The sequence below is a fragment of the Rhizobium sp. NZLR10 genome (assembly GCF_019685125.1).
In the GTDB taxonomy this organism is placed as follows: Bacteria; Pseudomonadota; Alphaproteobacteria; order Rhizobiales; family Rhizobiaceae; genus Rhizobium.
In genome coordinates this window covers 319,861-340,692 of the sequence record NZ_JABDWE010000001.1, presented here as the reverse complement: position 1 = coordinate 340,692, position 20,832 = coordinate 319,861, and the positions used below count along the sequence as shown (strand labels likewise).

The 20,832-nt window shown below is 63.4% G+C and carries 16 protein-coding genes; 11 read left to right on the top strand and 5 right to left on the bottom strand.

Features of this window, described 5'->3' with window-relative positions; all coding sequences use genetic code 11:
* Window positions 1-2 precede the first annotated feature (2 nt).
* The 8 genes from HJB82_RS01570 (at window position 3) to HJB82_RS01535 (ending at window position 9,299) form a co-directional block, all read left to right on the top strand.
* Window positions 3-1,136, top strand: a complete 1,134-nt coding sequence (locus HJB82_RS01570) for an ABC transporter permease (RefSeq protein WP_221139445.1) — start codon at window positions 3-5, stop codon at window positions 1,134-1,136.
* Complete coding sequence (locus HJB82_RS01565) at window positions 1,126-2,175, top strand: ABC transporter ATP-binding protein (RefSeq protein WP_259673895.1); 1,050 nt, start codon at window positions 1,126-1,128, stop codon at window positions 2,173-2,175. Before HJB82_RS01570 ends, HJB82_RS01565 begins: the two co-directional genes overlap by 11 nt.
* On the top strand, window positions 2,175-3,233 hold the full coding sequence (locus HJB82_RS01560; protein ID WP_221139568.1) for an ABC transporter ATP-binding protein: 1,059 nt from the start codon (window positions 2,175-2,177) through the stop codon (window positions 3,231-3,233). Before HJB82_RS01565 ends, HJB82_RS01560 begins: the two co-directional genes overlap by 1 nt.
* Window positions 3,233-4,066, top strand: a complete 834-nt coding sequence (locus HJB82_RS01555) for a 5-deoxy-glucuronate isomerase (protein ID WP_221114977.1) — start codon at window positions 3,233-3,235, stop codon at window positions 4,064-4,066. The genes HJB82_RS01560 and HJB82_RS01555 overlap by 1 nt, the downstream gene beginning before the upstream one ends.
* 69 nt (window positions 4,067-4,135) lie before the next feature.
* On the top strand, window positions 4,136-6,004 hold the full coding sequence (locus tag HJB82_RS01550) for a GH39 family glycosyl hydrolase (RefSeq protein WP_221139443.1): 1,869 nt from the start codon (window positions 4,136-4,138) through the stop codon (window positions 6,002-6,004).
* Window positions 6,005-6,035: 31 nt separating this feature from the next.
* Window positions 6,036-6,854 carry a sugar phosphate isomerase/epimerase gene (locus tag HJB82_RS01545; protein ID WP_221131396.1) on the top strand — a complete coding sequence of 273 codons (819 nt, stop codon included), beginning with the start codon at window positions 6,036-6,038 and terminating at the stop codon, window positions 6,852-6,854.
* A gap of 4 nt (window positions 6,855-6,858) precedes the next feature.
* Window positions 6,859-7,875, top strand: coding sequence for a hydroxyacid dehydrogenase (locus HJB82_RS01540; protein ID WP_221114974.1), 1,017 nt, complete (start codon window positions 6,859-6,861; stop codon window positions 7,873-7,875).
* A complete protein-coding gene (locus tag HJB82_RS01535; protein WP_221139442.1) occupies window positions 7,872-9,299 on the top strand; it encodes a mandelate racemase in 1,428 nt (475 codons plus the stop codon). The genes HJB82_RS01540 and HJB82_RS01535 overlap by 4 nt, the downstream gene beginning before the upstream one ends.
* A gap of 146 nt (window positions 9,300-9,445) precedes the next feature.
* Here the strand turns inward: HJB82_RS01535 and HJB82_RS01530 are convergent, their stop codons facing one another.
* Together HJB82_RS01530 and HJB82_RS01525 are read right to left on the bottom strand one after the other, a co-directional pair.
* Window positions 9,446-12,598: an efflux RND transporter permease subunit gene (locus HJB82_RS01530; protein ID WP_221114972.1), complete on the bottom strand. Its 3,153-nt coding sequence runs from the start codon at window positions 12,596-12,598 to the stop codon at window positions 9,446-9,448.
* Window positions 12,598-13,698, bottom strand: a complete 1,101-nt coding sequence (locus tag HJB82_RS01525) for an efflux RND transporter periplasmic adaptor subunit (protein ID WP_221139441.1) — start codon at window positions 13,696-13,698, stop codon at window positions 12,598-12,600. Before HJB82_RS01525 ends, HJB82_RS01530 begins: the two co-directional genes overlap by 1 nt.
* A gap of 320 nt (window positions 13,699-14,018) precedes the next feature.
* On the opposite strand from HJB82_RS01525, the gene HJB82_RS01520 reads away from it, so the two are divergent.
* From HJB82_RS01520 to HJB82_RS01510, 3 genes are all read left to right on the top strand, one after another.
* Window positions 14,019-14,705, top strand: coding sequence for a response regulator (locus HJB82_RS01520; RefSeq protein WP_221114970.1), 687 nt, complete (start codon window positions 14,019-14,021; stop codon window positions 14,703-14,705).
* A 2-nt stretch (window positions 14,706-14,707) separates the two neighbouring features.
* Window positions 14,708-15,997, top strand: a complete 1,290-nt coding sequence (locus HJB82_RS01515) for an ATP-binding protein (protein WP_221139440.1) — start codon at window positions 14,708-14,710, stop codon at window positions 15,995-15,997.
* A 116-nt stretch (window positions 15,998-16,113) separates the two neighbouring features.
* The gene (locus HJB82_RS01510; RefSeq protein WP_221139439.1) at window positions 16,114-17,562 is read left to right on the top strand and encodes an efflux transporter outer membrane subunit; all 1,449 of its coding nucleotides are present in this window, start codon (window positions 16,114-16,116) and stop codon (window positions 17,560-17,562) included.
* Between the two features lie 98 nt (window positions 17,563-17,660).
* Here the strand turns inward: HJB82_RS01510 and HJB82_RS01505 are convergent, their stop codons facing one another.
* From HJB82_RS01505 to HJB82_RS01495, 3 genes are read right to left on the bottom strand one after another with little or no spacing between them, the layout of a single operon-like run.
* Window positions 17,661-18,512 (bottom strand): CoA ester lyase, encoded by an 852-nt coding sequence (locus tag HJB82_RS01505; RefSeq protein WP_221139438.1) that lies wholly within the window; start codon window positions 18,510-18,512, stop codon window positions 17,661-17,663.
* The gene (locus HJB82_RS01500; protein ID WP_221131389.1) at window positions 18,509-18,961 is read right to left on the bottom strand and encodes a MaoC family dehydratase; all 453 of its coding nucleotides are present in this window, start codon (window positions 18,959-18,961) and stop codon (window positions 18,509-18,511) included. Before HJB82_RS01500 ends, HJB82_RS01505 begins: the two co-directional genes overlap by 4 nt.
* On the bottom strand, window positions 18,961-20,826 hold the full coding sequence (locus HJB82_RS01495) for an acetyl/propionyl/methylcrotonyl-CoA carboxylase subunit alpha (protein WP_221139437.1): 1,866 nt from the start codon (window positions 20,824-20,826) through the stop codon (window positions 18,961-18,963). The genes HJB82_RS01500 and HJB82_RS01495 overlap by 1 nt, the downstream gene beginning before the upstream one ends.
* Between the last annotated feature and the right edge of the window lie 6 nt (window positions 20,827-20,832).

Sequence of the window (20,832 nt, the reverse complement as noted above, 5' to 3'; positions counted from 1 at the left end):
ATATGACCGATCAAGCCATCGCGCTATCGCCTGAACCCGTCCGCAATTCCGACGCCGTTGCCGGCCAGTGGAAACTCATCTGGCGGCGCTTCCGTCGCCACCGGCTGGCGCTGGCCGCCGGCCTCGTCATTCTGTTGATCTACCTTGTCGCCCTGTTTGCCGAGATTCTCGCCCCGGTTTCATCGCAGACCTACGATTCCCGCTACACCTATGCGCCGCCCCAGCAGTTGAGGTTCGCCGGCTACGACGCGGCGGGCGGATTCCACCCGCTTTATGTCAACGGCTATTCGATGACGATCGACCCGATCGCGCTCAGCCGCAATTACGTGCCTGATCCGGCTGTCGTCATTCCCGTCGGTTTCTTCGTCAAAGGCGAACCCTATCGGCTCTGGGGATTGTTCGATCTCAACCGGCACCTGATCGGCCCGATCGAGGCCGGCAAGCCATTCTACCTGTTCGGCGCCGACCGTCTGGGTCGCGACGTCTTCAGCCGGACGGTGCACGGCACCCGCGTGTCTATGTCCGTCGGGCTGATCGGGGTCACGATCAGCCTCATACTCGGCATTATCCTCGGCGGCATCTCCGGGCTCTATGGCGGCTGGGTGGACGATGTCATCCAGCGCTGCATCGAACTCATCAACTCGATCCCGACCATCCCGCTGTGGATGGGGCTTGCGGCTGCCGTTCCGATCAGCGCCGATCCGATCCTGGTCTATCTCTGGATCACGGTCATCCTGTCGCTGATCGGCTGGACCGACCTCGCGCGGGTTGTGCGCGGACGGTTCCTGTCGTTGAAGACTGAGGATTTTGTCATCGCCGCCCATCTCGATGGCTGTTCGCGAATGCGCATCATCTGGCGGCACATGGTTCCTTCCTTCATGAGCCATATCATCGCCTCGGTGACGCTCGCCATCCCGACGATGATCCTTGCCGAAACCGCGCTCTCCTTCCTCGGCATCGGCCTGCGTCCGCCGGTGGTGAGCTGGGGCGTGCTGCTTCAGGAGGCGCAGAACATTCTCGCGGTCTCGAGCGCGCCATGGCTGTTTCTTCCTGGTCTTGCGGTGATCGTCACCGTGCTCGCCCTCAATTTTCTTGGTGATGGATTACGCGATGCTGCAGATCCCTATGAATACTAATTCCAATTTCGCCGCGGCCGGCGGTGGGCATGCCGATCGCGACGCCCTGATTGAGGTCGATGACCTCAGGACCCACTTCTTCGGCGGTGCGGGCACGGTGCGGGCGGTCGACGGTGTTTCCTTTTCCATCCCCCGCGGCAAGACGGTCTGTGTCGTCGGCGAATCCGGTTCGGGAAAGAGCATCACCGGCCGCTCGATCCTCAACCAGGTTCCGCGGGGCGGGCGGATCGTCTCAGGTGCGATCCGCTATCGGCCCGATCCGGCCGCACCCGCCATTGATCTCGCCTCGCTCGATCCGCGCGGCCGCGACATGCGGGCAATCCGCGGCGCCCAGATCGGCTTGATCAGCCAGGAGCCGATGGCCGCACTTTCACCCGTTCATACGATCGGCAACCAGATGATGGAAGTGATCCGCCTGCATCTCAAGATGGGAAAGAAGGAGGCGCGCGAACATGCGATCGAGACGCTGGCGCTGGTCGGCATTCCCAGGCCGGCCGAGCGCATGGAAAATTATGCCTTCCAGTTCTCCGGCGGCATGCGCCAGCGCGTCTGCATTGCGCTGGCGCTCGCCTGCCGTCCCAAGCTCTTGATCGCCGACGAACCGACCACCGCGCTCGATGTAACCACCCAGGCCAATATCCTCGACCTGTTGGCCTCGCTGCAGGCCGAATTCGGGCTCTCGGTGCTGTTCGTCACCCATGATCTCGGCGTCGTGGCCGAAATCGCCGACGAAGTCGTCGTCATGTATGTCGGCCGGGTGGTGGAGGCGGGCGATGTCGACACGATCTTCCATGCACCCGCCCACCCCTACACCGAGGCCCTGCTGCAATCGGTGCCGCGCATGCATGGCCAGCCGACCGAACGGCTCGCGATCATCGAGGGCATGGTGCCCTCGCGTTTCGACCGGCCCGAGGGCTGCAGCTTTCATCCGCGATGCAGAGAGGCGAGGGCGGGCCTGTGCGATCGAAGCAATCCGCAACCCGTCGCCATCGGCGACGGGCATGTCGCCAGCTGCCTGCTTTACGAGGCAAGACAATGATGGCCGATCCCAAGATGCAACGAAGCCCGCTGCTCGAATTGAACGATCTCAGGATGCATTTCCCGATCCGCAAGGGTGCATTCCGGCAGGTGGTCGGGCATGTCAAGGCGGTCGACGGCGTTTCGCTTCGCGTCGAAGATGGCGAGACACTCGGCATTGTCGGGGAATCCGGCTGCGGCAAGTCCACGCTGGCCCGCACCGTCCTGCGCATCTATCGGCCGACCAGCGGAGAAATCCGCTATCGCGACCGCAGCGGCGGCACGGTGGATCTCGCGGCACTCTCAGGCCCCGCCCTCAAGGAAATCCATCGGGACCTGCGCATCGTGTTTCAGGATCCGCAATCCTCGCTCAATCCGCGCCTTCCCGTGATCGACATCATCGGCGAAGTACTGAGTGTCAACGGCATCGCCAAGGGACGGGAACTCGAGCACCGGGTCGCCGAGCTGATGCAGAGCGTCGGTCTGCGGCCTGAATATATGCGCCGCTATCCGCATGCCTTCTCCGGCGGCGAACGCCAGCGCATCGGCATTGCCCGGGCGCTGGCGTCCAATCCGCGGCTGGTGATCGCCGATGAGGCCGTCTCGGCGCTCGATGTCAGCGTGCAGGCGCAAACCATCAACCTGCTGCAGGATCTTCAGGAACAGTTCGGCCTGACCTATCTCTTCGTCGCCCACGACCTCTCGGTCGTCCGGCACATCTCCGACAATATCGCCGTCATGTATGTGGGCCGAGTCGTCGAAAAGGCGCCGACGGAGCAGATCTTTTCGCGTCCGCTCCATCCCTATACCGAAGCGCTGCTCTCGGCGGTGCCAATCGCCGATCCGAGGATGCGCCGCCACGGCCGGCGCATCCGGCTGGCGGGCGAGGTTGCCGACCCCGCGCATGCGCCTCCCGGCTGTGCTTTTCATCCGCGCTGCCGCTACGCCACCGAGCTTTGCAGGCAGGAGCTGCCGGCGTTGCGTACCGTCACCGTCGATGGACACGAAGTGGCCTGTCACCACGCCGAATCCCTGACCCTCAATCCTTTCACCGATCGTACCGTTCCGGAGTTCAATTGATGCCCGAATTCATTCCACGCTCCGAGCAGCGTCCCATTGTGGATACCTCCTCCAGGACGCTCGATCTCATCTACTTCGACCTCCTCGCGCTTCCGGCCGATGGTCGGGACACGCGGCGGCTGCCCTTGCACGAAAGCCTCTACGTCGTGCTGTCGGGGCAGGTGGATATCGAGGTGGATGAGATCACGTTCGAAGCTGTGGGCCGGCGAGCCGATATCTGGGGAGGCGATGCGGACTCGGTTTACGCGCCCGTCGACGTCAATGTCCGGATATCGGCCCGTGGCGGCCCGGCGGAAATTGCGATCGCCGGCGGCCTCTGCGAGACGCGCTACGCCCCGTTCCGGGTCACGCCCGAGGAGGTCGACGCGGTCAATGTCGGCTCGCCCGACACGCATAGCCAGCGGCGGATCGTCCACCTGCTTGGGCAACGGCAGAACGGCCGCTGCGGCAACCTCCTGGTGAGCGAGCTCTATGCCGGCGAGGGCTGCTGGTCAGGCTATCCTCCCCACAAGCACGATACGGAAGACGGCGATGCCGAGACCCTGCACGAGGAGCTCTATCACTACCGCTTCCAGCCCGAAACCGGCTTCGGCAGCCAGATTACTTATGACGACGACGGTCCGGTCAAGATCCTCATGACCCGCAACGGCGATACTGTCCTGGTCGATCGTGGCTACCACCCGACCGTCACGTCGCCCGGCCATCGCGGCTATATCTTCACCATTCTTGTCGGCAAGCATCGCCGCGGGCTGATCCAGCGCTTCGATCCCGCCCATCAGCATCTGACCAAAACCATCCCCGGCATCGATGCGATGCGTGAAAAGTTCAAATAATCAGGCTCTTGACCTCCCGTGCCGGCTTTGCGGGGCACGGACAGATTTCCGCCCAAGGAGAGACGATCCATGCGTGAACGGACGCGAATAAACGTTGATGCCAGCCAAACGGTGCGCCCCTTCGAGCGGTTCTGGCGCGGCACCGGCTTTTCGCCTGCCGAGCTGCTGCTCGAACCCGAGATGCGCCAGATGCTCGCCTATATCGGCGGCCTGCCGAACGAAGGCATCAGGTTCCTGCGCGTCCACTACCTCTACAACCTGCTGCGCTCGACCAGCGACGCAGGCGGCTACGACTGGTCGCTGCTTGACCGCGCTCTCGACGTGATGATCGAACATCGGCTGAAGCCGTTTTTCGAGCTGATGGGCAACCCGTCGGGCCTGTTCACCGACTACGAGGACATGGACCAGGTCAAGCGCTGGCGCGATCTCGTGACGGTGACGGTGGAGCGCTATGGCGCCCGCTACGGCATGGACGAATTGCGCACATGGTATTTCGAAACGACGAATGAGGCCGATTCCGGCTGGTGGACCTATGGCATCAAGGGCTACACCAATTATTACGACGCCTGCGTCGCTGGGCTCGACGCCATCGATCCCGGGCTGCCGATGGGCGGACCCGGCACCGCCCGTACGCTCTCGCCGATCTTTCGCGCTCTCATGGCCCATTGCGACAGCGGTACGAGTTGCCTGAGCGGGGACGGCCCGCCGCGCATCGATTACATCTCGATCCACGAAAAGGGCGTCAACGGCAGCAAGGATGACCTGACCCCGAAAACCAACGCCATCGTCGATCGCACGCTTCTCGTCGTCGATTATCTCAAGGAGCATCATCCGCGGCTTGCGGGCCTGCCGATCGTCAACGACGAATGCGATCCGCAGCTCGGCTGGAGCGATCATCATAGCTGGCACGGCAAAGCCTATTACGCCGGTATCATCGCCCGCATCATCGAACAGCACGACCGGCGCATCATCGCCCCGAAAGCGGCGAATTTCACCTTCCTCAGCAATGATCATGCCTTTATCGGCGGCTGGAGCCAGCGCACGATCTTTGCCTATTTCGGTTCGCGCAATTTCACCAAGGCGCAGTGGGAGCACAAGACCGATCTCGCCATGCTGGTCACGGATGTCGATCGTGCGCCGCCCTTCGACATCATCAAAAAGCCCGGCCTGACAGCCATGGAACTGCTGGCAACGCTCGGCGATACCGTCTGCAGGGTGACGGCCGAACCGGTGCTGACGCCCGACCAGGATGGCCTGGCGATCCTGCCGACACGGCTGCCGGGCGGCGGCGTTTCCATCAGCCTCATCCACAGCGTCGACTCCATCAACCGTTCGGGCCGGACTGCCGTCCGCCTCGAGGTCAACGGGCTGGTTCCCGGCCGCCACGCGCTTTGCCTGCTGCGGATCGACGAGGAGTTCACCAATCCGATGGAGGTCTGGGAGGCCCAGCGCGACGAAAACAATCCGCGCGGCCCCTTCGAGCCGGTCGGCGCTCCGCCCGAACCTGATGAGGCGCAATTTGCCGACCTGCGCCGCGCCCAGGAGCCGGCCTTACTGCATCCGATCAGCGTCATCGCCTGCGACGAAGGCCGGGTCAGCGTCGATCTGGACTTGCCGTTGCCGTCGCTGACGCAGGTGCTTGTCGTGCCCGACACAGGTGCGCCCCCGGCCGCGCCAACCGGTCTCGTCGTCGAACGTTACCTCGGCCTCGGCGGCCGGGAGGAGCGCATGCTGTTCTGGGCTGCCGGCGATATCAGCCCGGCCATCTTCTACGATGTCCTCACCAGCACCGACGGCAAGGCTTTTGAAAAGGTCAGTCCCGTGCCGCTGATCTCGACGGCATTCCTGCATATGTCGCCGCCAGAGGGCGCGCGTTATGCGGTGTACGCCCGCGATGCGTTTGGCCGCCGCAGCGAGCTTTGTATCTCTCGCGCTTGAACAGCGCGCCTTCCTGCCTGGGATCTGAACGATGGATATCGCCTATTTCACCAAAACCCTGGAAGGCCTGCCGCTGGAGCAGGCGGCGGAGATCACGGCGGGCCTGGGGTTCGACTGTGCCGACCTTCTCGTTCGCGATGGCCAGGCCGTTTCCCCCGGCCGGCCGGAGGAAATTGTCAGGGCCGTAAAGCTCTTTGCGGCGGCCGGACTGCGCAGCCCGATGGCGACCATCGACTCGACGCAGCCCGACGATGCGGCATCCCGGCTTCTCGGCTATTGCGGCGAAGCCGGCATCGGCCAGGTCCGGCTCGGCTTCTGGCGCTATGATCCGTCGCGGCGCTGGAAGGTTCAGGTCGATGAGGCGCGGCGCGACCTGGATGGTTTCGAGCGTCTCGCCGAACGGTTCGCCGTTAAGCTGACCATCCAGCTGCACGGCGGGACCCTGCACAGTTCCGGCGCGCTGGCGATGCAATTGCTCGTCGGGCGCGATCCCATCAGGATCGGCGCCTATCCCGATCCGGCCAATCAGATCATTCGCGAGGGGAGCGAGGACTGGCGTCTGAGCCTTGAGCTTCTCGATCCGTGGTTCTGTTGCATGGGCGTCAAGAACTGCGGCTGGTTTCCAGGCGCTTACGGAGCCGACGGCCAACGTGCCTGGCACTCGGATTGGTATGGGCTCGATGACGGTATGGTGCCCTGGAACGAAATCATTGCGCATCTGGTGACCACCGGATTTGCCGGCGTGCTCTCGATGCATTCCCAATACCGAGTTCCACGGGAACAGGCGCTCGCTAAAGTCCGCGCCGATCTTGCCCATCTCAGGCGCCTGGTCGCCGCAGCGAAAGAGTAGAGCCATGAGCAAACAAGCTCCCATCATTGCCGTGCTTTTGACCGAAAAGACCCGCCGCATGATGCTGGACGATGCGGCGACCGCTGAGTTGAACGCCCTCGGCGAGGTGCGCTGGCCGGCCGGCGCCACGATCGACGCCGTCGATGCCGACCGGCTGCTGCAGGGCGCTACGGCCTGCCTTACCGGATGGGGCACGCCGCCCTTCGATCTCGCCGCGCGCCAGCGCCATCCGCAACTCGCCCTTGTCGCGCATTCGGCCGGCAGCATCCGTACGCTAGTCCCGGCCCGTCTGTTCGACGACGGCCTTCGCGTCACCCATGCCGCCTCGAAAATTGCCGCCTCGGTTGCCGAGTTCGTCGTCGCCGAAGCGTTGCTCGCCATGCGCGGCATCCACCGGCTGCATCATGCATTGCGCGGCGGCGGTGAATGGCTCGACGTTCGCGCCGCCGTGCCGCAAAGATTGCTGGGCGCCAGAACGGTCGGCATCGTCGGCGCCGGATATGTCGGACGGGCGGTGATGCGCTTGCTCGTGCCATTCGGCTGCCGGGTGCTGGTCGTCGATCCCTATCTCAGTGGCAGCGAGGCAGCCGCGCTCGGCGTCGTCAGGACAGGACTGGACGATGCGCTCACTGAGAGCGATGTGATTTCCCTGCATGCGCCCGTCCTGCCCGAGACGCGCCGGATGATCGGCGCCCGCGAACTGGCGCTGTTGCGCCCCGGCGCCTTGTTCATCAATACGGCGCGCGCAGAGCTGGTCGATGAGGTGGCGCTGCTTTCCGAGATCCGCGCCGGCCGCATCGAGGCGGCTCTGGATGTCTTCGACAATGAACCGCTGCCGCCGGAAAGCCCGTTCCGCGACCCCGGTCTCGCCAATGTCACCATTTCGCCCCATGCCGCCGGCCACACCGAAGAGGCGCATCTCGCCCAAGGCCAGGCTATGGTGGACGAGATCGGCCGGCTGCTGCGCCGGGAGCCGCTCCAACACGAAGTGTCGCGCGCCATGCTCGACCGGATGGCATGAGCATGGACAGAAACACGCAAGGTTCGGTGACGGCGCCGCGCATCAGGATCGTCGAGATCGACGCTTTCGAGCGCGAGATCAACCTGCGTCTGCCGTTCCGCTTCGGCGCGGCGACGCTGGAAAAGGCGCCGCAAGCCTTCCTCAGAGTCCGCGTCGAGAATGAAGAGGGCAAAACCGCCATCGGCGCCGCCGCCGAAATGATGGTGCCGAAATGGTTCGACAAAAACCCGGCGCTGACACCGGCGCAGAATGTCGATCAATTGCGCGGCTCGATCCGCACCGCTGCCGCTGCGTCGCTCGAAGCTTCAGCGCCGACGACATTGTTTGCCGCCGCCCGCCTGAACGAGATGGAAACCGTGCGGCGCCTGCCCGGAAATCCGCTGGTCGCCGGTTTCGGACCTTCGCTTATCGCCCGCGCAGCACTCGATGCCTATTGCCGTCTTGCCGGCATTTCCTTCTTCGATGCGGTGCGCCAAAACCTCGTCGGCATTGGCGGCCCGATGCTGCCTGGCGATATCGACGCGGATGGCGCCTCTGCGGTGCTTGCCGGCCTTCGCCCGGCCGGGTCGATCTCGGCCCGGCATACGATCGGACTTCTCGACCCGATCACCGAGGGCGAAATCATCGATCCCGTCGATGACGGCCTGCCGCAGAGCCTTGAGGCGGTGATCGCGCGCTATGGCAATCGCTGGTTCAAGATCAAGCTTTCGGGCACGGTCGATGCCGATATCGACCGCCTGGCGCGGATTGCCGCCGTGCTGGACCGCCTGCCCGACTACCAGGTGACGGTCGACGGCAACGAACAGTTCGACGCTGCCGAACAGCTCGGCGCCTTGCTGGCGCAAATCGAGGCCATGCCCCGGCTGGCGAGGCTGCGTGCGGCCATTACCTTTGTCGAGCAGCCGTTCGCGCGCGCGATCACCATGGAAACGCCGCTCGGGGATCTGGCGGCGCAGTTGCCGTTCCTGATCGACGAGAGCGACGATAGCGACGGCGCTTTTGCCCACGCCCGGCGGCTCGGCTACACCGGGGTCTCCTCAAAAACCTGCAAGGGCATTTACCGCTCGCTGCTGAAGGCGATCCGCATCAAAACAGGAACGGTGCCGGGTTTGTTCCTCTCGGGCGAGGATCTGACCTGCCAGGCCGGGCTTAGCGTGCAGCAGGATCTGGCGCTGGTTTCCCTGCTCGGCCTCTCCCATGCCGAGCGCAACGGCCATCACTATGTTGCCGGCATGCAAGCTGCACCGCAGGCGGAGAGGGCGCGCTTTGCCGCAGCCCATGCCGATCTCTACGAACAGGGCGCCGACGGACCGTTCCTGTCGATCCGCGACGGCCGGATTACCATCGGTTCGCTCGGGGCGATCGGCTATGCGAGCGGCGCCTTGCCCGATTTCGAAGCGATGGAGCCGCTGTCAGTCGGATAGCAGGACGCGCAAGCGGCTTGTGGCCGCCTGCGGGGGAACACGTCCCGCGGCCTTGTTCCGGGGGAGAGGAACGCGGCCGAAGAGCTTGCCGTCACCGGCCGTCGTCTGGCGCTGGACAATCTGGCCGATCAGATGAGGAGCGGAGATCATCTCTGACCTTGCCCTCGCCTTGACTGCTCGGGCTGGAAGGCGACCGCCGCGTGATCGTTGGACGCATGCGGTTCATCTCCGGCGATCTCCTCAGCCAGGCCGATCCGGCGCAGCAACCGTTTGAGGACCTGTTCGAGATCATCGACGAAGGTGAAGATGACGGGGATGACGATGAGGCTGAGCAGCGTCGACATCACCACGCCGCCGATCACCACGATCGCCATCGGCTGGCGGAAGCTCGAATCCCCGCCCATCAGGCTGAGCGCGGCCGGCAGCATGCCGCATGCCATGGCGATGGTGGTCATGACGATCGGCCGTGCGCGCTTGTGGCAGGCATCCACCAAGGCGTCGAACCTGGCCATGCCACGCTGACGCGACATGATCGCATATTCGATGAGCAGGATGGAGTTCTTCGTCACCACGCCCATCAGCATGAGCAGGCCGATGACTACGGGCATGGAGAAGCTCGTTCCGGTCAGCACGAGCGGCACCAACGCGCCGCCGAGCGAGAGCGGCAGAGCCATCAGAAGGGTGAGCGGCTGCAGGAAATCGTGGAAGAGCAGAACGAGGACCGCGTAGATGCAGAAGACGCCGATTGCCATCGCCAGCGCAAAACTCTGAAACAGTTCCGAACTGCGCTGAAGTTCGCCCTGTTCGACAAGAGTGACGCCCGACGGAAGATGCCGGAGCGCCGGCAGCGCCTGCGCCTCGCGATTGACGTCGCCGAGGATGCGGCCATTGAGTTCGACGGAAAGGGTGACATTGCGCATCCGATCGATACGATCGATTTGGGAGGGGCTGCCGCCAATCCTCACGTCGGCAATCGATCCGAGATCGACGTTGCCGTTGGTTCCCGCCACCCGCATGTTCTTGATATCGTCCAGATTGGTGCGCGTCTCGGGCGAGAAGCGGACGACGATGGGAATCTGCCGCTGAGGCAGGTTGAGCTTCGGCAGGTCGGAGGAATATTCCCCGCTCGTCGCCACGCGCACGGCCTCGGCGATGGCGCTCGAGGTTACCCCGAGTGCTGCGCTGCGCGCAAAGTCGGGTGTGATCTGGATCTCGGGCGCCTGTCTGGCGGCTGTCGATGTCACCGCTCCGATGCCCTGCAGTGTGCGGAGCTGTTCCTCGAGCGCCGTGCTGGCGCTGTCGAGCACGTTTGCGTCGTCGCTCGCCAGCGTGATCTCGAGTTTCGTGCCATTGCCGCCGCCGCCGACCTCCACACGCACGCCGGGGAGGACGGAGAGCGCCTGTCGGATGTCGTTTTCGATTTCAGACTGCTTGCGATAGCGCTCGTCGATGGGCGGCAGCACGGCGACGATTGTGGCCGATCCGACATCGCTCGTGGTGCTGGCGTCGGGACCGCCGCCCGAGGACGTCGAACCGACGGCTGAGAAGACATGCGTCACGTCGGGAAGCTTGCCGATAATATCCGCGGCTTTCCTGGCCGTGGCATCCGTCTGTTCGATGGTGGCGCCCGGTTGCATGGTCAGCGTAATCTGGGTCCGCGCATCGTCGGACGCGGGCAGGAAGCCCGATTTCAGCAAGGGGATGGTCGAAAGCGAGAGCGCCACGACGATGGCAGTGACGGCCACAGTCGTCTTCCTGCGGTTCATGGCGGCCTTCACGATGGCGATATAGGCACGCATGATCCGGCCATCCTTCTCCTCGGTCGGATGGGCCTTCATGAAATAGCCGGCCATCATCGGCGTCAGCAGGCGCGCGACCACGAGCGAGGCGAGCACGGCGACGGCGGCGGTGATGCCGAACTGGCGGAATATAAGGCCCGGTATGCCGCTCATGAACGCCGTCGGCAGGAAGACCGAGACCAGCGTGAAGGTGGTTGCTATGACGGCAAGTCCGATCTCGTCGGCCGCTTCGAGGGCGGCATCGATCGGCCGCTTGCCCATCTGCAGGTGGCGGGCGATGTTCTCGATCTCGACGATGGCATCGTCGACGAGGATGCCGACTACCAGCGACAGCGCGAGCAGCGTGACGATATTCAGGCTGAAGCCGGTGAGGTACATGACAAGGAAGGTCGGTATGACCGACAAGGGCAGCGCCACGGCCGACAGGATCGTCGCCCGCCAGTCACGGAGGAAAAGCCAGACAACGATGATCGCCAGGATCGCGCCTTCGTACAGCATGTGCATCGAACCATCGTAGTTGCCGATGATCGGGCCGATCGTGCTGTAAGCCTCGTCGATCTGCACGTCGGAATGCTTGGCGGCGAACTGTTTGATCGCCTTGTCGACATCGGCGGCAACACCGCTGTCGGAAAATCCGTTCGAGCGCTTGATCTCGACCGCGATCACCGGCTTGCCGTCGAGATAGGCCATCGAGGAGCGCTCGGCGAAACTGTCGGTGATGGATGCGACGTCATCGAGGCGAACCTGCTGGCCGTTCGCCAGTGGGATTTTGAGCCCCTTCAGCGCCTCGACCGATGGCAGGGCGCCGAGCGTGCGCAAGGTCTGGCGGGTGCCGCCGATTTCGCCAAGGCCGCCCGATGTATCCGTCTGCACGGCCTTCAGCTGCGACGACACGGTGGCCGCGGTGACGCCCAGCGACGCCATCGTCGCGGGATCGAGATCCACATGAACCTCACGGTCGATCCCGCCGATGCGGTTGACTTGCCCGACACCCGACACCGAAAGCAGCGCCTTGGTCAGATCATTGTCGACAAACCAGGAAAGTTCGGTCTCGTTGAGAGCGGTCGAGCGAACGGCAAAGGTGACCAGCGCGGAACTCTGTACGGTGACCTTGCTGACGCTAGGCGTCTCCATCTGCGCCGGCAGGTCGCCCTTGACGCTGTCGACGGCATTGCGGACTTCGTTCAGGGCCGTTTCGCTGTTTTTTTCCAGCTTGAAGGACACCTTGATCGAAACGGTGCCGTCCGTGATGGTCGTGGTGATGTGGTCGAGATAGCTGAGCGCGGCAAGACTATCCTCGATCTTACGAGCCACCTCGGTTTCGAGCTGCGTCGGCGCCGCGCCGTCGAGGGTAGCGGTGACGTTGATTGTGGGAAGGTCCATGTCGGGGAAATTCTGGATTGGCAGCTGTTTGAAGGCCAAGAGCCCACCGGCTGTCAGCATCACAAACAGCAATATCGCCGGTACAGGATTGCGGATCGACCAGGCTGAGAAGTTCATCAGTTTGTCTCCGCAATCTTCACGAGGTCGTTGTCCGACAGGAACGCGCCGCCTGAGCTCACCACCTTCGACGAGCGATCTATTCCGGAGACGATTTCCACCTCACCATTGTTGCGGCGGCCGGTTTCCACCCTGACCTTTTGCACCCGCTGATCCTCACCTGAAGTGAAGAGGTAACTGATGCCGTCCCGGAACACGATCGCCGTCTCGGGAACGGTCAGCGCCGGAGAGGTCTGCAATTCGATGTTGCCGGTGACATAGAGGCCGGTGCGCGGACGGACGTCGGTGGGAAGCGCCACATAGATGATTGCCCGACTGGTATCGGTGCTGACCGAAGGCCCGACAAGTCTCACCTTGCCGTCAATGGCATGGCCGTCCGGCCCGTTGATCTTGACGCTCAAGTCTTCCGAAATGCGTGGGAGGTAACGCGCTGAAATTTCGGCCTGCCATTCGACACGCTGCTGGCGAACCATGCGGAACAGCTCGGTGCCGGCGGAGACGACAGCGCCGAGATTGGCGGAACGGGACGTTATGAGACCGTCGTCGACGGCGGTGATGGTGGTCTGCGCAAGCTTGATCTTTTCGCTGTCGAGTGCCGCCTCTTCAGATGCGAGACTTGCCGTCGCCGTCTGCTCGTCGGCCAGATATTCGACAATCTTCTCGTCGGAAAGCGCGCCCGAGGGACGGAGCTGCCGCGCCCGGTCGGCGTTGGCCTTGGCCTTCGAAAGACTTGCCTTGGCGGTCTCGACGGCGGCCTCCTGCTTGCGAAGATCGGCGAGCACGCTTTCCTGGGAAAGCAGGACGAGCGGCTGTCCCTTCGTGACCACGGAGCCGACATCGACCAGGACATCGGTTATGCGCAGGCCGCCGGTTTCGGAGGCAATGACCGCTTCCTGCCAGGGTTTCAGCCATCCGCTCGCCGGAACGGTTTCAGGCCAGTCCCGCTGCACCGGCGCCGTCAGAGAGACGGTGAGAGCGGGAGCTGCCACCTGCTCGGCTGCGGCATTGCGGAGGGGGAAGAAAAGCGCGACCGCAACGAACGCGGCGGCGAGTGGTTTGGATGGTTTTCTCAACGATGCACTCCTTGTGGTCAAAGGCATCGCTGCCTTTCCCGATCCGCGATCAGCTCGATGAAGGATTGCGGCTGATGCACGGCAATCCGATCGCAGCTCGCGTCGATGTCATGGCAGGATAGGTAACGGGGCGAATGTTAAGTGCGGTCAAGTTGGCGTTAAGTTAGGTAAAACTTGGCCGCGCGAGCGTGTTCGTGCTGTATGGCTTGCCCGGATTCGAGCATGATGCCGAAAAGTGTGAGCGGTTTTCGGACGACATCATGCTCTCACTCTTTAATGTAGAACAGGATTCAGATTTTAGGCCGACCCGGTCTAAAATCATCCTGTTCTAATGACGGATAATGCGAATGAACAAGGTTCTCCTCATCGACGACGATGCCGAGCTGACGACGCTTCTGCAGGAATATCTGGTCGAGGAAGGATATGACGTCGTAACGGATACGGATGGCCGCGCCGCCATTGCCGCGGCAGCCGGCAATACGGTCGATATCATCGTGCTCGACATCATGATGCCCCGGATGAACGGGATCGAAGTCCTGCAGAGGATCCGGAAGCTGAGCCAGGTCCCCGTTGTGATGCTGACCGCAAGAGGCGACGACGTCGACAGGATATCGGGCCTCAATCTCGGCGCCGACGACTATGTGCCGAAACCATGTTCGCCGGGCGAATTGGCCGCGAGGTTGCGGGCCATCCTGCGCCGCGCCGGTCAGCCGGCGGCCGGTGTATCGACCGACACGATCAAAGCAGGACAGCTCGTGCTCCATTCCGGCAGCAGAAGCGCCGAATGGCGCGGCCAGACCTTGGAGTTGACCGGCACCGAATTCAGCCTGCTCGAGGTTCTCGCCCGCAGCGCCGGCCAGCTTGTATCGAAGCAGGAGATTTCGAAGCGGGCCTTCGGCAAGCCGCTCACGCCGTTCGACCGCCGTATCGATGTCCATATCAGCAGTGTTCGCCAGAAGCTCGGGCTGAGGGAGGACGGGCAATCCTGGATCCAGTCCGTCCGCGGCCAGGGCTATCAACTTCTCGTGGACTGATCATGCCCCGGCTTTTCTGGAAATTCTTCAGGATCATCTGGCTGACGCTGGCGGCAAGCCTCGCTGTCATTATCCTTATCGTCAAACTTGTTCAGGCGGTTCCCTTCGCAGGCGAGCTGGACCAGGAGCGGCGGACGCTCGTGCTGAACCTGACTGCAAACATTCTGGTTGAGGACGGCGAAGCCGCAGCCGCGCGTTTCGTGACCACAAGCGAGAAGACGCAGCCGCTCGGCCTGAGCCTTTCGAAGCCTGGGGAAGCTGCCGCCTGCGCCGAGAAGAACACGGTCATTACGCGATCCGTGCTGAAGGATGGCGACTGCTATCGGCTTTCCGTGTCGGCGCCGGCCAGTTCCACCTTCGACAACCTTGGCCCGTTCATGCCGTGGCTCACCATCCTGATCGCGAGCACGATCGCGGCGGGCGCACTGGCACGATACCTCATTCGTCCCGTCGTCCATCTGCGCGACGGTTTGAGCGCGCTTGCCCATGGCCGCTTCGACTTCCGCATCGGCGATAAAATGGCCGGCCGAAAGGATGAGGTGACGGCACTGGCCTATGATTTCGATTCCAGCGCCGCCCGGCTTCAGGAGCTCCAGGATGCGCAGCAGAGGCTGTTCCATGACGTCTCCCACGAACTGCGTTCGCCTTTGTCCCGCCTGCAGGCCGCCGTCGGCGTGCTCCGGCAGAGCCCGGCCAAACTTACCGCCATGCTGGACCGTATGGACCGGGAGGTCGAACGGCTCGACATGCTGGTGGGCGAGGTGCTGACGCTTGCCAGGCTGACGGCGGGTTCCAGCCGGCCGCTGAAAACGCAGACCTTGGATGTCATTGAGCTGCTCAACGAAATCCTCGGCGATGCGGCATTCGAAGCCCAGGCGCGCGAGGTCTCGATCACGCAGAGTATCGACGGCATCTTCCGCGCCGAGGTCGAAGGCGAACTGATCTACCGGGCGCTCGAAAACGTCGTCCGCAACGCCGTAAAATACACAGCCGATCGTTCGCGCATCACCGTCTCCTGCGAGGCGACGGCCGACCGCCTCAAGATCTGCGTGACGGATCAGGGGCCAGGTGTCGGACGGGACGAACTCGAACGGATCTTCCAGCCGTTCTCACGCGGGAAAGACGCCGTGCCGAGAGGCGGATACGGTCTGGGTCTCGCCATCAGCAGGCAGGCGATCGAACGCCATGGCGGGCGCGTGCGTGCATCATTGCCGGAGGCCGGCGGCCTGGCGATCACCCTGGAGCTTCCGAGGGTGCCGGCGCCCTATGGCGCGGCCAATGATGAAACCTGATCCGCATCGCCTGACGAGGCGGTGCCGGATTTTACCTAACTTTACAGTTTCTTAACCGCCATTAACGCTGGCATCGCTAAGCCTGAACCCACGATCCCGGTTCAGAAGGCTCGCCCGTGAGTACGTCGTTTCCCACAAGACCATCATCCCTCCGCTACGCTGCATCCGCACTGACAATTCTGCTGACGGGCTGCGTCAGCGGCCCGGATCACGTTCCCCCGCAAATGCCGCTTCCCGCGAAATTCGCAGAGGGAGGTAACAAGAGCAACGGCAATGTCGTGGTGGCTGAGTGGTGGACGGCCTTTCGCGACAAGCGGCTCGACGGCCTGGTGGCCCATGGCCTCAGCGAAAATCTCGATGTGCTTCAGGCGCTCGAAAGCATCAACTCGGCCGCCGCCAATGTCACGGTCGCCGGCGCCGGCGGCTTGCCGAGCCTGACTGTCGATGCATCGCACACATTATCCGGCGAGAAGGGCCGGCTCCGCACGACAATCGGCACTACGAACACGACGAGCGGCGACGCCAGCCTCTCCTGGCTGCTCGACGTCTTCGGCCAGTACCGTCGCTCGAAAGAGAGCGCAATCGCCTCGCTGGGGGCCGCCTATGCGACGGCCGACAATGCGAAGCTCACCTTCCTCAAGGACCTTGTCGAGAGCTATATCGACGCCCGTTACTACCAGGAGCGCATCGCGCTTTCCCAAGCGAGTTTGAAATCCCGCCAGCAGACCTATGAACTGACGCAGCTGCAGCTGAAAGCCGGTGCAGCCTCCCGCCTCGATGTCGTTCAGGCCGAGGGCCTGGTGCAGTCGACAAAGGCCGACGTACCCGGCCTCGAAAAGAGCTTCACGGAATCGGCCCATCACATCGCCACGCTGCTCGGGATGCCAGCGGCTTCGCTGACGGACGAGCTGAAGAAGAGTGCCGGCCAACCGGTCTTCCGCGGCGACATTCGCGCTGGCATTCCCGCCGATCTCATCCGCAATCGTCCGGATATTCGCAAGGCCGAGCGCGAGCTGGCGGCGGCCGTCGCCGATATCGGCGCAGCCGAAGCCCAGCTCTACCCGTCGATCACCTTGTCCGGTTCGATCTCGCCGAGCTGGGTCAAATCATCAGGCAGCGGCGCAAGCCTGACGAGCTGGTCTTTCGGGCCATCGCTCAACCTGCCGATCTTCGATGGCGGCACATTGCGCGCGAATGTCGATATCGAAAAATCCGATGCGAAGACCCAATATCTCGCGTGGAAAGCGGCGGTGCTGAACGGGGTCGAAGAGGTCGAAAACGCGCTGTCGGCGGTTCGCCGCGACACGCAGACGCTGGAGCCGTTGCGCCGGCAGGTGCAGACGGCGCTGGAATCGCTGGCACTTTCGACCACGAGCTACAAGGATGGCGCCTCGTCGCTGCTCGATATTCTGGACGCGCAGCGTTCGGTCTCCGATGCGGAGGCAAGCCTTGCCGCGAGCGTTCAGCAGGTCGCCAAGGACTATGTGGATCTGTATGTCGCCATCGGTGCCGGTTACCTCGAGCCGGAGCACGCCGCCTCCAAGCAGATTGCGAAGTCGGGTTAGAGCAATTCCCGCAAAAGTGCGCAGCGGTTTTGCGCCCGGAATTGCGTGAAAACAACGAGATAGAACAATTCGGTGGTTCGAAGAAAAATGGAAATTCTCTAGTTGGCAGGAGTGATTTGCCCTGCCATTGCCAGAATGCGCAGCGCGAGCTTCAGATGCGGTATATCCAGCATGCGCCCGTCCAGTTGGATGACGCCTGCGTCGGGATTGGCGGCAAAGGCGGCGGCGACTTTCTCGGCCCAGGAGATCTCGGATGCATCCGGCATAAAGGCGTGATTGATCGTTTCGATCTGGCTCGGATGGATGGCCATCATGCCGGAAAAGCCGTCTCGCCGGGCGCGGCCGAGATAGGCGCTCAGACCTTTGAGATCGTGGAAATCGGGATAGACGGTTTCGATTGCGGGAACGGCGGCGGCATGGGCTGCGAATAGCGTGAGCGAGCGGGCAAGCTCGTAAGGTGGCGTATAACGGCCATCCGTCCTCCGCGCGGTCGTGGCCCCCATCGCGGCGGGCAGATCCTCAGCACCCCAGGTCAGGCCGCAGAGGCTGGTCGAGACCTCCCGGTAACTGCCGATCTCGAAGATCGCCGACGGCGTTTCGGTCGCGATCGGCAAAACGGGAACGGCCGACGTCAGCGAGGCCGCGAGTTTGCGCACGGAAGCCGCGCCCTCGGCCTTCGGCAGCATGATCGCGAAAGGGCGAAGGCCGCTCAGAGCGGCAAGGTCGTCCTCGAATGCCGGGGAGGTGAGGGGATTGATACGGATAAGAAGGGCGGTCTCGCCGGTCTGGCGCAGGGTGAACTCGTGTACGTTTTCGCGCGCTTTCGGCTTGCTCGCTGGCGCAACCGAATCTTCCAGATCGAGAATGACGGCATCGGCGCCCGAGGCGAGCGCTTTTTCGAAACGTTCCGGCCGGTCGCCGGGCACGAAGAGCAGCGAGCGCAGCCTCATGACGGTTTCACCTTCAGCATCGCCGTGCGCAGGCACTGACAGACGATCTCATCGCGCTGGTTCAGAGTGATGTGCCGGAAGGTGACGATGCCGGCGTCTGGGCGGGAGTTCGAGCGGCGCAGCTCCATCACCTCGGTTTCCACCCGCAGCGTATCGCCGATGAAGACCGGTTTCGGCATCGTCACCTTGTCGTAGCCGAGATTGGCGACGAGCGTGCCGAGCGTCGTGTCGCCGACAGAAAGGCCAACGGTCAGCGCAAAAGTGAAGGTGCCGTTGACGACGATCCGGCCGAATTCGGTGCTGGCCGCATACTCGGCATCGAGGTGTAGCGGCTGCGGATTGTGGGAGAGCGTCGAAAACAGCAGGTTGTCGGTCTCGGTGACCGTTCGGCGGATCTCATGAGCGATGCGGTCGCCGACCGTCCATTCGTCGAAGTAGCGACCGGCCATCAATCCTCTCCCTTCATGACGCTGGCGACCAGCTGGTTTTCCGAGACCCTGATACCGGGGGAAACCTGCAGCTTTCCGACGATGCCGTCGAAGGGCGCCCGCAGCGAATGTTCCATTTTCATGGCTTCGACCGTCAGCAGACGATCGCCCTTGGCGACCGGGTCGCCTTCGGCGACATCCACGGAAATGACCAGGCCGGGCATGGGCGACAGGATGGCGCCATCACCCACGCCGTGGCTTGCCTCGACCTCGCTTGCGACGGGCAGGCCGATCGGCCAGGCGTTGCCGGCGTCGAAAAGCACCGTCGTCTCGTCCGTCTCGATGGTCTTTGCTTCGAGGTCGGGGCGCAGACGCCCCCAATAGAGGTGGCCGCCGACGCGCACCCGGACGCGTCTGTCGCTCGGCCCAGCGACGCGAAAACCGGTGAGGGCGGACCAAGGCTCATCAGATGCGCTCTTTGCAAGCGCGGTGGCGGCGCTGTCGATCACGGTTTCATCAGGCTCGGTCGCCACAAGGCTTTCACCGTGACGGTCGAGGAAGCCGGTATCGATCCGGGCGGCGTGAAAATCCGGGTCGGCGGCGATGCGGGCGAGAAGACCGGCATTCGATCTGACCGGCCAGACCTCGACGTCGGCGCAGGCGGCCGCGAGTTTCGACAGTGCCGCCTCGCGGTTCGGCCCATGCGCAATGATCTTGGCGATCATCGGATCGTAGAAGGCGGTGATCTCATCGCCCTCATCGACGCCGCTGTCGACGCGGACCGTTTTCGGCAGCTTGAGATGGTCTAGCCGGCCGGTCGAGGGCAGATAGCCGGCGGCGGGATTTTCGGCGTAAAGCCGGGCCTCAAAGGCCCAGCCGTTGACAACAATCTCGTCCTGGCTTTTCGGCAAGGGCTCGCCGCTGGCGACTTTCAGCTGCCAGAGCACCAGATCCTCGCCAGTTATCGCTTCGGTGACCGGGTGTTCCACCTGCAGCCGCGTGTTCATCTCCATGAACCAGATGCGGTCGGGATTGAGGCCACCGGAGGCATCGGCGATGAATTCGATAGTGCCGGCGCCGACATAGTTTACCGCTCTTGCAGCCTTCACCGCCGCATCGCAGATTACCGCCCGGGTGGCGGTATCGAGGCCTGGGGCGGGGGCCTCCTCGATGACTTTCTGGTGACGGCGCTGGAGCGAACAATCGCGTTCGAAGAGGTGAACGCAATTCCCGAGCTTGTCGGCAAAGACCTGCACCTCGATATGACGCGGATTGGCAATGTAGCGTTCGATCAGAACGCGATCGTCGCCGAAGGAGGCGGCGGCCTCACGGCGGCATGAGGCGAGAAGCTCTGCGAAATCCTGCGGGCGGTCGACGCGGCGCATGCCTTTGCCGCCGCCGCCGGCAACCGCCTTGATCAGCACGGGATAACCGATGGCATCGGCTTCTGCCGACAGCCGCTCTTCTCTCTGGTCCGGGCCGAGATAGCCGGGGGTGACGGGGACGCCTGCCGCCTGCATCAATTCTTTCGCGGCGTCCTTGAGCCCCATGGCGCGGATGGCGGCCGGGGGCGCGCCGACCCAGAGGATGCCGGCGCTTTCCACCGCTTCGGCAAATTCGGCATTTTCCGACAGGAAACCGTAACCGGGATGGATGGCGGCGGTGCCGGTTTTCCGGGCGGCCTCCAGGATGCGTTGCTGCGAGAGGTAGCTTTCGCGGGCCGCCGGCGGGCCGATGGCGATCGCCTCGTCCGCTTCGCTCACGAAGGGTAGGCCGGCATCGGCCTCGGAATAGACGGCGATCGTGCGGATGCCGAGCAGCTTGGCGGTGCGGATGATGCGGCGGGCGATCTCGCCCCTGTTGGCAATGAGAAGGCTTTCCATCATGGCCGC

Coding starts and splice junctions, on each gene's coding strand:
- HJB82_RS01565 (WP_259673895.1), top strand. CDS start 1,126: ATGAATACTAATTCCAATTTCGCCGCGGCCGGCGGTGGGCATGCCGAT.
- HJB82_RS01525 (WP_221139441.1), bottom strand. CDS start 13,698: ATGCCTTTGACCACAAGGAGTGCATCGTTGAGAAAACCATCCAAACCA.
- HJB82_RS01530 (WP_221114972.1), bottom strand. CDS start 12,598: ATGAACTTCTCAGCCTGGTCGATCCGCAATCCTGTACCGGCGATATTG.
- HJB82_RS01500 (WP_221131389.1), bottom strand. CDS start 18,961: ATGGCCGGTCGCTACTTCGACGAATGGACGGTCGGCGACCGCATCGCT.
- HJB82_RS01520 (WP_221114970.1), top strand. CDS start 14,019: ATGAACAAGGTTCTCCTCATCGACGACGATGCCGAGCTGACGACGCTT.
- HJB82_RS01505 (WP_221139438.1), bottom strand. CDS start 18,512: ATGAGGCTGCGCTCGCTGCTCTTCGTGCCCGGCGACCGGCCGGAACGT.
- HJB82_RS01545 (WP_221131396.1), top strand. CDS start 6,036: ATGGATATCGCCTATTTCACCAAAACCCTGGAAGGCCTGCCGCTGGAG.
- HJB82_RS01570 (WP_221139445.1), top strand. CDS start 3: ATGACCGATCAAGCCATCGCGCTATCGCCTGAACCCGTCCGCAATTCC.
- HJB82_RS01555 (WP_221114977.1), top strand. CDS start 3,233: ATGCCCGAATTCATTCCACGCTCCGAGCAGCGTCCCATTGTGGATACC.
- HJB82_RS01550 (WP_221139443.1), top strand. CDS start 4,136: ATGCGTGAACGGACGCGAATAAACGTTGATGCCAGCCAAACGGTGCGC.
- HJB82_RS01515 (WP_221139440.1), top strand. CDS start 14,708: ATGCCCCGGCTTTTCTGGAAATTCTTCAGGATCATCTGGCTGACGCTG.
- HJB82_RS01540 (WP_221114974.1), top strand. CDS start 6,859: ATGAGCAAACAAGCTCCCATCATTGCCGTGCTTTTGACCGAAAAGACC.
- HJB82_RS01535 (WP_221139442.1), top strand. CDS start 7,872: ATGAGCATGGACAGAAACACGCAAGGTTCGGTGACGGCGCCGCGCATC.
- HJB82_RS01560 (WP_221139568.1), top strand. CDS start 2,175: ATGGCCGATCCCAAGATGCAACGAAGCCCGCTGCTCGAATTGAACGAT.
- HJB82_RS01495 (WP_221139437.1), bottom strand. CDS start 20,826: ATGATGGAAAGCCTTCTCATTGCCAACAGGGGCGAGATCGCCCGCCGC.